This is a genomic window from Pantoea sp. YR525, assembly GCF_900116775.1.
GTDB lineage: Bacteria > Pseudomonadota > Gammaproteobacteria > Enterobacterales > Enterobacteriaceae > Pantoea > Pantoea symbiotica.
Genome location: NZ_FPBU01000006.1, coordinates 210,160 through 222,233, shown reverse-complemented (window position 1 = coordinate 222,233; position 12,074 = coordinate 210,160). Strand labels below are relative to the sequence as shown.

The window sequence follows — 12,074 nt, the reverse complement described above, 5'->3', positions numbered from 1 at the left end:
ATGTTACCGTTGCGTAAACTTAGGTAAAAACAACCGGCAAATAAAAGATTTCACCGCACGCCTATTTATTTCTGCAACTTTTTTACGGTATAAATCTCTAACCACTGTCTCCCTCAGCGAAAACACCAACACATGATCAATTCTGCCGCCAGCAAAGTTATCGCCTGCCTGTTTCTTTTTACTTTGGCCGGTTGTTCTTCTAAGTCTTCGCATGCGCCTGCAGAGGATAGCGTTGATACCTCGGCAGACGGTGGCAAGCAGCCCGATTTAATTCCGGTGATTGCCGCGCTGCACGATCAAATGCATTCGTGGGAAGGGACCAAATATCAGTGGGGCGGTACGCAATTAACCGGCGTCGATTGCTCAGGATTTGTCTGGCGCACGCTGAAAGATCGCTTCAATATTCCGATGGATCGCGTCACCACCAAAGAGTTAATTGCCATGGGCAAACCGGTGGATCAGGCGCATTTGCAACCCGGTGATTTAGTGTTCTTCCGCATTAAGCGCGAGCTGCACGTCGGCTTTTATGACACCGATCATCAATTCCTGCACGCGTCGGTGAGTCAGGGCGTGATGCGCTCTTCGCTAAATAATCCTTACTGGAAATCGGTTTATTTAGAGGCGCGCCGTTTGCCGAAAGAACAGAATTCGCAGATCAGTTTCAATTATAAAAACAAGGTGTGATTGGTGCGCGTTAATGCGCGAATGCTTGTCGGTTGAGAATGAATAGGTCGCCATGAATGGCGACCCTACGGTTTAATTAAAACTGGTATGAAACGCTCATCGAAACACTGCGCGGCGCGCCATAAACGTAGCTGTTCATGTAGCTGTAATATTCGCGATCAAACAGGTTATCGACGTTCGCCTGCACCGCCACCTGCTTAGTCACCTGATAGCGCGCAAACAGCGATGCCAGCGGGAAGCTGCCCTGATAAACGCGCACGGTATCGCCGCTGGCATTGGTGGCATCTTCAAACACGCGATTCTGCCAGTTGATGCCGCCACCAACCGTCAGGTCCGGCAACATTGGTAGCTGATAACGGGTGAACAGTTTGAAGGAAGTTTGCGGCTGATAGCTGTTGAAACGTCCCTCTTTATCCCGCGCCACGTAGCGTGTGGCACCGAAAGTCAGCTGCAGATTATCGGTTAGCGCACCGTTCAGCTCAAACTCCGCACCTTTACTCACTGCACCTTTGGCGGGCGCATAAGCCTGTTCGTTGCCGCTCAGATAGACGCCAGCAATCGCCTGACCGACGTTGTCTTGTTCAATACGGAATACCGCCACGGTCGCGGTTAATCGACCATCATACCAGGCGGACTTCAGGCCGGTTTCATAGCTTTTACCGGTAACCGGCGACAGGTATTTGCCGCTGGTATCGCGGTAGGTTTGCGGCAGGAAGATCGAGGTATAGCTGCCGTACGCCGACCATGTATCGTTGATGTCGTACACCAAACCAGCGTACGGCGTGGTGTTATTTTTGGTCATATCGCCGCTGCTGCCGTTGGTGCTCCACTGCGTATAGCGTGCACCAATAATCAGCGACAGCGGATCGGCCAGCGAGAAGCGCGCGGCGGTGTAAGCGGATTTCTGGCGAATGGTATCGTCGGCATTCTGATACCAACCTTGCCACTGCGGCTCGGCGATGTTGCCGTTCCAGCTGTTGTTGAAAATGCCCATATCGGCTGAGGCGATATCATAGTTTTCCAGGTCGGTAACGCCATCCTGGCTGTAAGTCGCATTGTGCTGGCGGCTGTAGCTCACGCCCGCCATTAACTGATGCTGACGCCCTAACAGCTCAAACGGGCCGCTGGCGTAGCCGTCGAAGGAATCCATCTGGCGTTTGCCGCGATCCATACTGCCGTAGCCGGTGGTGCCTTCGCCGCTGTCCTGATCAGGGCTGCCCATGACATACAGCAACTTATCGTTGAAGGTGTTCTCGGCGTGCGTGCCGTTGACGTGGATGTTCCAGCCGTTATCGAAGTTATGATCGATGTCGGCGAACACTTTGCGCGAATTGGTGTTGTAGCGTGCCCAGTTGGCGGCGGAGTTGAGGCTGCGATCGTAATGCGTGGTGGCATTGTTGCTATAGAACATCGGCAAGCCGCCCCACGTTGGATTGCCGGTGTTGGCATCTTCGTAGTCGTAGCCCAGCGACAGCGTGGTGTGCTCGGTGATATCGGCATCGATCACGCCGTAAAGGAATTTCTTGGTTTTGTGGTAGCGATCGAGCCAGCTGTCTTCATCGCTGTACCCGGTCACTACGCGGCCGCGCAGGCTGCCATCCTGATTCAACGGCGCAGAGAGATCGGCAACATAACGCTGTTTGTTCCAGCTGCCGTAGCTGGCGCTGACCGAGCCGGTGAAGGTTTTGCTGTCGGCGTGTTTGCGTACCATGTTGATCGATGCTGACGGACTGCCCGCGCCAGTCATCAATCCGGTGGCACCGCGTACGATCTCAATACGATCGTAAATGGCGGTATCCGAGGCGGCATCGCCGTAGTTCCAGTTGTCATTAACCGACGTGGGTATGCCATCGAAAGAGAAGTTGGTGACTTTGAAGCCGCGCGAATAGTATTCCGAGCGCTCGCTGTCGATCAGGTTAGTTGAGATGCCGGTGGCGTTGGTCAATACATCGTTCACCGATTGCAGATTCTGATCCTGCATGCGCTGCTGTGTCACCACGCTCATCGACTGCGGCACATCGCGTGGCGTCAGCAACAATTTGGTGCCCGCCCGCGTGGTTTTTACCGCGTAATCCTGCTTTTCGTTGTTATCGCTGCCGCCGGTTGCGGATGCATCGACCACCAAATCCTGCTGCGTATTGCTTGCTGCCTGCGCCATGTTCGGCGTAAGCAGGGCATGAATCGTCACCGCCAGCAGTGAGACGTTAAAGGTTTTCCTGATGCCAGACATAAAATTTCCTGTAGAAACCTGTGTTATAGGAAGCTGTTTTGCTTCGTTTTTTATTGTTTGCGTCGTTACTTATCAGCCGAAAAGGGCGGAAGAGAAGGCACGCAAACCGCCACTGCGCATTTATTGAGAAAGCCAATGATAATCATTTGCTTTAAAGAATCTGCGGAAGGTTTCAACTGCAATTGTAATAATGTGTAAGTTGGATATGAATCAATGGCTTACGGGTGAAAATAACCTGTTAATTGCTAATGTTTTCATGTTTTTAAGGTGATATCAGGACGTTTTTTGGCTAAGAAAAGTGTGCGGCTAGCAAGCCTGTATTCACGACAACGTGAGGAAGATCGTCGAGAAAGTTGCTAAGTTTATGCTAATGCGTATGATTCTCATTCTTCTTGTATTTTCCGTACGCGCACGCGCGCAACGGAGCCGTTCATCCATTGATGGAGTTGAGCATGAAATCGTTATTTAGCCCGCGCAAAGCCGCCTTAGCTGCAGCGATCGTCGCTGCTTTCAGCCTGACCGCTTGCCAGGCCCCGGCTAAAAAAGCCGAAGCGCCAGCCGCTGCTGCCAAGCCAGTTGATACTTCTCTGACCCAGCGCACACTGGGCGATGGCTTGTATGAAATGGCGTACTCGCCTGCTGCGAAAGCGTTATACGTTGCCAGCGCGCAGAGCTTTAAAGACGTGAACGGCGGTGTGATTTATCGTCTCGACCCAACCACGCTGGAAACAAAAGGCGTGACGCATACCGATCTGAAAAACTTCGGTACGGCGATCGACGAAGCGGGCAGCGTGTTCTACACCACCAACTCGCTGGATGGCGCCATCTCGAAAGTAGATGCGCAGAGCGGCAAAGTGCTGGAACGTTTAGTCTTCCCAGGCAAGAAAGATAAAGAAGGTTATCCGGCAGGCGCGCGTGAAGTGCTGTGGCACGGTAACGAGCTGTATGTTGGTCGCGTGGCCGATCCGGGTTACATCTCAGTGGTTGACGTGAAAACATTTAAGCTGAAAGCCACCATCAAAAATGCAGGCAAATGGGTAACCGGCATCATCTATTCTCCGCTGACTGAGCGCATTTATGCGACCAACGGCGCGGGCGAGATTCTGGTAATCAATCCACGCACGCACAAAATTGAGAAGCGCTGGACGGCGGGCGACGGTAAAGAGTACTTGTTCCTGAATATGGCGGAAGATCCGGCAACAGGTCGCCTGTTCGTCACCGACGATTCGAAAGGCAAAGCCACGCTGGTGTTTGATGAGCGCACTGGCAAAGTGATCAAACGTATTGAAGGCGATGCGCTGGCTATCAAATTCAACGCCAAGCGTAATGAGATCTACATCAGCCAGCGCGAATCGAAGAAAGTGCTGCAGTTGGATGCCACCACGTACGCGGTAAAAAACAGCTGGTCGTTTGATAACAATCCAAACAGCCTGCTGATTGGCCCAGACAACAACACGCTGTATGTAACGTTGAAAGCGGAGTTTAACAAAGACTCCTCAACCAAAGGCCAGGATCAGATTGCACGCATCGCGCTGAAATAATCCCCTAGCTGTAGCGATAATTCATGCCCTCGTAAGAGGGCATTTTTATTTCTGATGGCTTATAACAGTGCAGGTTAAGCTGTTTTCCCCTGTTAATGACGAATAAGGCGCTGGCTATGTTTAAAGGATTGAGTGCGTTTCCCCTGACTCCGCTGAATGCTTCTGGAATTGATGAGAAAGCTTTTCTTAATATCCTCGCGCGGCTCACTGCAGCAAAAGTCGATTCGCTTGGCGTGCTGGGATCCACCGGCAGCTACGCCTATTTCACGCGCGAACAGCGCAAGCGCATTGCGACGCTGGCGGTGCAGCATGCGGACGCTATTCCGGTGATGGTCAGCATTGGCGCGGTGAGCACCGTCGAAGTGCTGCGACTTGCCGAAGATGCGCAACAGGCCGGCGCCAGCGCGTTGCTGCTGCCTGCAGTTTCCTATCAGAAACTCACTGATGACGAGGTGTTTGGCCTGTATCAGGATGTCACGCGCCACGTCTCGCTGCCGGTGTGCATTTATGACAATCCTGGCACCAGCCATTTTGTCTTCTCCGATGCGCTGCATGCGCGTATCGCCACGTTGCCACATATCGCTTCCATCAAAATCCCCGGCGTGCCCGCCGATACCGCAGCGGCTGCGCAACGGGTAAAGGCTTTGCGCGATCAGTTACCAAAAGACGTCACGATTGGCGTCAGCGGCGATGCCTTTGCCGCAGTAGGCCTAATCGCCGGTTGTGAAGTGTGGTATTCAGTGTGCGGCGGACTGTTCCCGTGCACCGCTAAAGCAATGACAGATGCGGCGATGGCGGGCGATTTTGCGGCGGTAGCCGAACAGGGACAGCGGCTCGCACCGCTTTGGGCGCTGTTTAACCAACACGGCGGCAGTATTCGCGTCATCGCTGCGGCGGCCAGCGCGCTGGGTCTTGCTGAGTATGATTGCCTGCCGCGCCCACTGCGTTCGCTTTCGGCGGCGGATGTGGCGGAAGTGAAAAGGGTGATCACAGAGCTCGAGCTGGCGTAGTGATAATGAATTGATTAACTGTGATCGCACTAATAGTTAATCTGATAATAGTTTCAAAGGTTATTATTGTTTCCATCGAAGGCGCACAGCCTTCAAATCAAACAACCAAAGGAATACGACCATGAAAACTATCAAAACTCTGACCATCGCCGCTGCTGCCGCTCTTTCACTGATGTCTGCCGCTAGCTTCGCACAGACCGTTTCAGCTACTTCTCTGACGCTGGATGGTGCTGAAGCCAAAATCGCTGCACAGGCTAAACAGAATGGTGAGCAATACAAAATTCTGGAAGCAAGCAACGGTAACGTCGTACATATGACTGCAGAACTTTACAAATAACGGATGGTTGCATACGGATGTGCCAGAACAGGTCGCCTACGGGCGGCCTTTTTTGTCGATAAAGCCCCAGTAACCGTATAGTTACGTAAGTTATCGTGATCGCACTAATGGTTAATATTGAAACGATAACTTCAGTTATTATTATTCTCATCGAAGGCACACAGTCTTCTATTTAAACCCCTAAGGATTATGACCATGAAAACCATCAAAACACTGTCTATCGCCGCCGTTGCTGCTCTTTCAATGATGTCCGCTGCTAGTTTTGCACAGAGCGTTTCAGTTCAGTCTTCAACTCTGGATGGTGCAGAAGCTAAAATTGCTGCACAGGCTCAAGAGCAGGGCGCACAGTATAAAATCACCAGCGCCAACACTAACAACCGCGTACACATGACTGCAGAGCTGTACAAATAAGTTAGTCGCACAAGCCGTTGTGTTAAGGCCGCCTCCGGGCGGCTTTGTTGTATCTGCATGTCCGTAAATGGCTTGTGCATGTCCCGCCGCCCGCCTGCGCTCTGTGTATCATCAACCCAGTTCTCCTCTACACGGATATCGCATGAAAACCTACGTCAGCAAAAACTTCTCACCTGCCAAAGCCTGGGATGCGTTAGACATCGCCAACTTCGGCGGCACCAGCGTCCGTTTGCACTGGACCAATCAACCTTACAAGTGGCACATCAATGATGGCGAAGAGGTGTTTGCGGTGCTGGATGGCGCGGTAGAGATGCATTACCGCGAAGCGGGCGAGGTGAAGAAAGTGTTGCTTAATAGTGGCGACATTTTTTACGCCAGCATCGGCACCGAGCATGTTGCGCACCCGCAAGGCGAAGCGCGCGTATTAGTGATCGAAAAAGAAGGTTCGGTTTAACGCGCCACTAGCGCTTCAATCTCGGCTTTTGCCTGCAGCAGCGACGCCAGCAAGTGCGTGAACTGCTCATCAAAACGCAATGCCGGTGCGGCAATCGCTAAGGCATAGCGTTCACCCGCGCCGGTTTGCAGCGCCACGCTGATGCCGCAAACCCCGCGCGCATGCTCTTCACGATCAATGGCATAACCTTGCTTTCGCGTGGCGGCGATATCTTTCAGCAGCGACTTTGCTTCTTGCAGCGTTTTCTCGGTGCGCACCTCTTTCAGCTGTGGCAGCAAGCTTGCCAGCGCCTCTTCAGATTGCTCCGCCAGTAACGCTTTGCCGTGTGCCGCGCAGTGCGAGGGAAACGCGGTGCTCACCGGCGATGCCACGCGCAACTCCTGATCGGAAACAAACTGACTCACCAACACGGTATGGCTGCCGCGCCAGACGCAGAGATCGACGGTTTCACGCGTACGACGGCCGAGTGTCGCCATCGCCGGTTGTGCCAGCGCGATGATATCGGTATGCGCCGATGCCGCGAGACGAGCCAGCGCCGGACCCAATTTGATGCCATCGCTATCCTGCAACAACAGCTGTTGAGCGATCAGCGAAGTCACCAGCCGATGCACGGTGGTGCGCGGCAGCTCCGTGATTTTCGCCAACGCCGACATCGTTAATCCCGCCGGACGATCTTCCAGCGCGCGCAAAATCGTGGCGGCGCGCGCGATCACCTGTGATCCGTTAGTTTCTGTTTCCACACTCATTTTTAAGGATTCCGTGCGTTTGAGCTGGCAACACTATAGCACGATGACGCACGGCGATTGACAGCGCCACCGATTCCTCTAACACTGTCGTCCACTATTCGGTGTTTATATCCATTATGTGGATATCAGGAGTTGATGTGTCATCCCTCAAACCTACCGGCGCATTTACCTTATTAGCGGTCAGTTGCCTGACGATTATGGTGGGCTGTGTGATTGTTCCCGGACTCAGCGAAATCGCTGCGCAACTTGGCGTCGCGCATTTGGCAAGCTGGCTGGTCACGCTGCCGTCGCTTGGCGTGGTACTGGCGGGTCTGTTAGCGGGACGTGCTATTGATCGCTGGGGCGCTTATCCACTTCTGCTCATCGGACTGTTTTGCTACGGACTTTTCGGCGTCTTAGGCGCGTGGTTACCTGGCGCGCTACCGCAGATCCTCGATCGTCTTTTACTCGGCTGTGCCACCGCAATCGTGATGGCGGCGGGTACCAGCTTGATCGCCCGCTTCTACAGCGGCGATGCGCGTCTGAAAATGATGGCGCGGCAAGGGATGTCGATCGAACTGGGTGGCGTACTGTTTCTGTTTATTGGCGGTATTCTGGCGTCGATCAGCTGGCGCTGGCCGTTTGGCCTTTACCTGTTTGCCTGGCTGATGTTGCTGATGGTGTTGATCACCGTGCCACGCGCGCCGCAGTTGGCGGCATCTGAATCTGTAGATGAAAAGGTGGGTAACAGCGATCGCGCGCTGCGTCCGGTTTTACTCGCCGCACTCTGCTCGATGATGTGTTTTTTCACCGCCGTGATCATGTTGCCGCAACGTTTTGCCGTGATGGGCATTAATGCCGCGCACATTGGCTATTTTCTCTCTTTCGTTTCGCTGGTGGCGGTGCTGGCCGCCGCCATCATGCCCGACGTGTCGCAGCGCTTTGGTAGTTATCCAACCTTAGTGATGGCGTTTATCTGTTATTTGCTGGCGCATCTGGAGTTTGTCGCTGCGCCAAACATGGTGCTGTTTATTCCGGGCGGCATTTTGCTGGGCATGGGATTTGGTCTGTCGATTCCGCTGGTAAATCATCTGACGGTGGAAATCAGCCAGCCGCAGGAACGCGGACGCCAGTTGGCGCGTTTATCGATGGCGATTTTTTCCGGCCAGTTTCTCGCGGCCTTTATGGCGTATCTGCCCGGCGGTTTCGTCAGCGCCTTTGCTGCTGCCGCGCTGTTAGCGGCAGTCAACGTTTTTGCCATGGGGAAAGTGGGGCGCTCGGTCACCGTCTGATTTGATAATCGTGCGAAAAGTAACCGTATGCGCGCATCGGGCGCTGTATGGCGCGAGGCGAGTTTTATCCACAGGATAACGCCGACTCTACGCACGGGGATTGTGGATAACCTTGAGTGGTTTAGTTTTTTTGCGCGGAAGTAGGGCGAATCAGCAGAAAAAAGGGCTCACACGAACGTGAACCCTTAATGATTAATTACTGTGGCTGACGACGCACCGGTGCGCCGTTGGCGACATAGTAAGGCACGTTTTCACGCGGTAACGGCGGGCGACCGCGAATCATGTCGGCAATTTTCTCGGCGATCATAATGGTTGGCGCGTTTAAGTTGCCGGTGGTGATTTGCGGCATGATCGACGCATCCACCACGCGTAAGCCCTCAACGCCGTGCACTTTCCCGTCATTCCCGACCACCGCCATATCGTGATAACCCATCGCATTCGAGCATGACGGGTGATAAGCGGTTTCAGCATGTTCACGCACGAATTTATCCAGCTCGTCATCACTTTGCACCGTTAAACCGGGTGAGATTTCTCGGCCACGGAACGGATCGAGTGCGCGCTGCGCGATGATTTCGCGGGTGATGCGAATCGCCGCGCGGAATTCACGCCAATCCTGATCGTCCGACATGTAGTTAAACAGGATGCTCGGATGTGCGTTTGGGTCCTTCGAGGTGACGTGCACACGTCCCCGGCTTGGCGAGCGCATGGAGCCGACGTGCGCCTGGAAGCTGTGCGTTTTAATCGGATTCGAGCCGTTGTAGTTAATCGCCACCGGCAGGAAGTGATACTGAATATTTGGCCACTCAAACTCTTCGTCAGAACGAATAAAGCCACCCGCTTCAAACTGGTTGCTGGCACCGATGCCGCTGCCGTTGAATAACCATTCGGCACCAATCGCCGGTTGATTGTGCAGCTTGAGCGCTGGCGCCAGCGAAACCGGCTGCTTGCACTCGTATTGCAGATACATTTCCAGATGATCCTGCAGGTTCGCGCCCACGCCCGGCAGATCGTGCACCAACGGGATATCCAGACTTTTCAGCAACTCAGCCGGACCAACACCCGAACGCTGTAACACCTGCGGCGAGGCAATCGCGCCAGCGCACAGCAGCACTTCACGCCGCGCACGTGCTTCGTGCGGTTGATCTTTTTGCAGCCATTTAACGCCGCAGGCGCGTTTGTTATCAAACAGAATGCGGTCGGTCAGCGCGTGCACCTCAATCGTCAGATTCGGACGTGAACGCGCCTGATCGAGATAACCGCGTGCGGTACTGGCGCGACGGCCTTTTGGCGTCACGGTTCTGTCCATCGGACCAAAACCTTCCTGCTGATAGCCGTTGAGATCATCGGTACGCGGATAACCGGCCTGCACGCCTGCTTCCACCATGGCGTGGAACAGCACGTTGTTGCTGGATTTTGGCGTGGTCACGCTCACCGGACCGCAATCACCGTGATAATCATTACCGCCGATATCGCGACGCTCGGCGGCTTTGAAGTAAGGCAGGCAATCCAGATAGCTCCAGTTTTCCAGTCCCGGCTGCTTCGCCCAGTTATCGTAATCCAGCGCATTACCCCGGATGTAGCACATGCCGTTGATCAGCGACGATCCGCCCAGACCTTTGCCGCGTCCGCACTCCATGCGACGGTTATTCATATGCGGCTCAGGATCGGTCTGGTATGCCCAGTTATAGCGGCGGCCCTGCAGCGGGAAAGCCAGCGCGGCAGGCATTTGCGTGCGGAAATCCTGGCGATAATCCGGGCCGCCCGCTTCCAGCAGCAGCACGCTGACGTTGGCGTCTTCGGTCAGGCGAGTGGCTAGCACGTTACCGGCTGAACCCGCACCAATAATGATGTAGTCGTATTCCCTGGTGATGCTCATCGTGCGTTCCTTCGATTAAAACACGGAGGTGAACGGGTTCAGTTCAACCTGAATGGATTTGATGCGGGTGTAATGGGCGAGGGTAGAAATGCCGTTCTCGCGCCCCACGCCAGACTGTTTGTAGCCGCCAACCGGCATTTGCGCTGGCGATTCGCCCCAGCTATTGATCCAGCAGATGCCGGCTTCAAGGCGGTGAATCACGCGGTGCGCGCTGGCCAGGTCTTTTGTGACCACGCCAGCCGCGAGGCCGAAGTGGGTATCGTTGGCGCGGCGGATCACTTCTTCTTCGTCGTCGTAGGTGAGGATGCTCATCACCGGGCCAAAGATCTCCTCTTTGACGATAGTGTGATGATCTTCGCAATCGGTGAAAATGGTCGGCTGCACCCACGCGCCTTGCGCATAAGCACCACGGGTTTCGCGCTCGCCGCCAATCAACACTTTCGCGCCTTGCTGTTTGCCGAGTTCAATGTAGCGCAGCACATTTTCCATATGGGCGAAGCTCACCAGCGGGCCGAAGTTGGTGTCGGCGTCCATTGGCTGACCAAGGCGAATGCGCTGCGCGCGCAGCAGCAGCGCCTGTTCCAGCGCCGCTTTTTGCGAACGATGCACAAACACGCGCGTGCCGTTGGTGCACACCTGGCCGGAGCTGTAGAAGTTCGCCATCATGGCGATATCTGCCGCTTGCTCAATATCCGCATCCGGCAAAATCACTAGCGGCGATTTGCCGCCCAGCTCCATGGTCACTTCTTTCAGCGTCGAACCTGCCGCGCTCGCCATCACTTTTTTGCCGGTTTCAATGCCGCCGGTGAAGGAGATTTTCGCAATGCGCGGATGTTCGGTCAGCCATTGGCCCACTTCACGACCAGCGCCTTGCACCACGTTAAACACGCCATCGGGCACGCCCGCTTCGGTGTAGATCTCCGCCAGTTTCAGCACGCTGAGCGGCGTGACTTCACTCGGTTTGAAGATCATGGCGTTACCTGCGGCCAGCGCGGGTGCGGATTTCCACAGGGCAATCTGAATCGGATAGTTCCACGCGCCAATGCCGACGGTGACGCCCAGCGGCTCGCGGCGCGTGTAGAAGAAACTGGTGTCGCGCAGCGGATACTGTTCGCCTTCGATGATGGTCGCGAGGCCAGCGTAATACTCCAGCACGTCGGCGCCGGTGACGATATCCACCGCCGAGGTTTCAGAGAGGGGTTTGCCGGTATCGAGGGTTTCCAGCTCGGCGAGTTCGTCATTGCGCTGACGCAGGATGGCGACGGCACGCAGCAAAATGCGTGAACGCTCCGTGGCGGTCATCGCCGCCCAGATGCGCTGACCACGCTCGGCGCTTTCGACCGCACGTTCCACGTCAGCCTGGGTGGCACGTTGCACCTGCGCCAGCACTTCACCGTTGGCGGGATTGATGGTGTCGAAGGTCTCTTGTCCACTGGCATCGGTCAACTGACCGTCAATGTAGAGTTTTTGTGTTGGGTACTTTGCCATTCTCTTCTGTTCCTTAGCTATTGGCT

At 54.7% G+C, this 12,074-nt stretch carries 11 protein-coding genes; 7 read left to right on the top strand and 4 right to left on the bottom strand.

Going from position 1 to position 12,074, the window contains the following annotated elements; translation table 11 throughout:
- Nucleotides 1-132 precede the first annotated feature (132 nt).
- Nucleotides 133-684: a C40 family peptidase gene (locus BM323_RS14150; RefSeq protein WP_008101910.1), complete on the top strand. Its 552-nt coding sequence runs from the start codon at nt 133-135 to the stop codon at nt 682-684.
- 76 nt (nt 685-760) lie between these two features.
- Here the strand turns inward: BM323_RS14150 and fhuE are convergent, their stop codons facing one another.
- Nucleotides 761-2,914, bottom strand: a complete 2,154-nt coding sequence (gene fhuE, locus BM323_RS14145) for a ferric-rhodotorulic acid/ferric-coprogen receptor FhuE (RefSeq protein WP_008101908.1) — start codon at nt 2,912-2,914, stop codon at nt 761-763.
- A 452-nt stretch (nt 2,915-3,366) separates the two neighbouring features.
- On the opposite strand from fhuE, the gene BM323_RS14140 reads away from it, so the two are divergent.
- The 5 genes from BM323_RS14140 to BM323_RS14120 all read left to right on the top strand — a co-directional run bounded on the left by BM323_RS14140 (nt 3,367) and on the right by BM323_RS14120 (nt 6,667).
- Entirely contained in the window at nt 3,367-4,455 is a 1,089-nt protein-coding gene (locus BM323_RS14140) for a YncE family protein (RefSeq protein WP_008101906.1), read from the top strand.
- 116 nt (nt 4,456-4,571) lie between these two features.
- On the top strand, nt 4,572-5,465 hold the full coding sequence (locus BM323_RS14135) for a dihydrodipicolinate synthase family protein (RefSeq protein WP_091003997.1): 894 nt from the start codon (nt 4,572-4,574) through the stop codon (nt 5,463-5,465).
- Between the two features lie 121 nt (nt 5,466-5,586).
- Complete coding sequence (locus BM323_RS14130) at nt 5,587-5,802, top strand: YdgH/BhsA/McbA-like domain containing protein (RefSeq protein WP_007890154.1); 216 nt, start codon at nt 5,587-5,589, stop codon at nt 5,800-5,802.
- Between the two features lie 195 nt (nt 5,803-5,997).
- Nucleotides 5,998-6,213 carry a YdgH/BhsA/McbA-like domain containing protein gene (locus BM323_RS14125; RefSeq protein ID WP_008101902.1) on the top strand — a complete coding sequence of 72 codons (216 nt, stop codon included), beginning with the start codon at nt 5,998-6,000 and terminating at the stop codon, nt 6,211-6,213.
- A gap of 142 nt (nt 6,214-6,355) precedes the next feature.
- Complete coding sequence (locus BM323_RS14120; protein ID WP_008101901.1) at nt 6,356-6,667, top strand: cupin domain-containing protein; 312 nt, start codon at nt 6,356-6,358, stop codon at nt 6,665-6,667.
- Here the strand turns inward: BM323_RS14120 and BM323_RS14115 are convergent.
- A complete protein-coding gene (locus BM323_RS14115; RefSeq protein WP_008101900.1) occupies nt 6,664-7,413 on the bottom strand; it encodes an IclR family transcriptional regulator in 750 nt (249 codons plus the stop codon). The genes BM323_RS14120 and BM323_RS14115 overlap by 4 nt on opposite strands.
- Nucleotides 7,414-7,550: 137 nt before the next feature.
- On the opposite strand from BM323_RS14115, the gene BM323_RS14110 reads away from it, so the two are divergent.
- Nucleotides 7,551-8,684: an MFS transporter gene (locus tag BM323_RS14110; RefSeq protein WP_091003994.1), complete on the top strand. Its 1,134-nt coding sequence runs from the start codon at nt 7,551-7,553 to the stop codon at nt 8,682-8,684.
- Nucleotides 8,685-8,880: 196 nt separating this feature from the next.
- Here BM323_RS14110 and betA read toward each other — a convergent pair whose 3' ends face one another.
- Both betA and betB read right to left on the bottom strand, forming a co-directional pair.
- Nucleotides 8,881-10,560, bottom strand: coding sequence for a choline dehydrogenase (gene betA / locus BM323_RS14105; protein ID WP_008101898.1), 1,680 nt, complete (start codon nt 10,558-10,560; stop codon nt 8,881-8,883).
- Between the two features lie 15 nt (nt 10,561-10,575).
- Nucleotides 10,576-12,048, bottom strand: a complete 1,473-nt coding sequence (gene betB / locus BM323_RS14100) for a betaine-aldehyde dehydrogenase (RefSeq protein WP_091003991.1) — start codon at nt 12,046-12,048, stop codon at nt 10,576-10,578.
- Between the last annotated feature and the right edge of the window lie 26 nt (nt 12,049-12,074).

Excerpts from the sequence above, each read along its gene's own strand:
- BM323_RS14120 (WP_008101901.1), top strand. The coding sequence starts at position 6,356 with ATGAAAACCTACGTCAGCAAAAACTTCTCACCTGCCAAAGCCTGGGAT.
- BM323_RS14150 (WP_008101910.1), top strand. The coding sequence starts at position 133 with ATGATCAATTCTGCCGCCAGCAAAGTTATCGCCTGCCTGTTTCTTTTT.
- BM323_RS14130 (WP_007890154.1), top strand. The coding sequence starts at position 5,587 with ATGAAAACTATCAAAACTCTGACCATCGCCGCTGCTGCCGCTCTTTCA.
- BM323_RS14115 (WP_008101900.1), bottom strand. The coding sequence starts at position 7,413 with ATGAGTGTGGAAACAGAAACTAACGGATCACAGGTGATCGCGCGCGCC.
- BM323_RS14125 (WP_008101902.1), top strand. The coding sequence starts at position 5,998 with ATGAAAACCATCAAAACACTGTCTATCGCCGCCGTTGCTGCTCTTTCA.
- betA (WP_008101898.1), bottom strand. The coding sequence starts at position 10,560 with ATGAGCATCACCAGGGAATACGACTACATCATTATTGGTGCGGGTTCA.
- betB (WP_091003991.1), bottom strand. The coding sequence starts at position 12,048 with ATGGCAAAGTACCCAACACAAAAACTCTACATTGACGGTCAGTTGACC.
- BM323_RS14140 (WP_008101906.1), top strand. The coding sequence starts at position 3,367 with ATGAAATCGTTATTTAGCCCGCGCAAAGCCGCCTTAGCTGCAGCGATC.
- BM323_RS14135 (WP_091003997.1), top strand. The coding sequence starts at position 4,572 with ATGTTTAAAGGATTGAGTGCGTTTCCCCTGACTCCGCTGAATGCTTCT.
- fhuE (WP_008101908.1), bottom strand. The coding sequence starts at position 2,914 with ATGTCTGGCATCAGGAAAACCTTTAACGTCTCACTGCTGGCGGTGACG.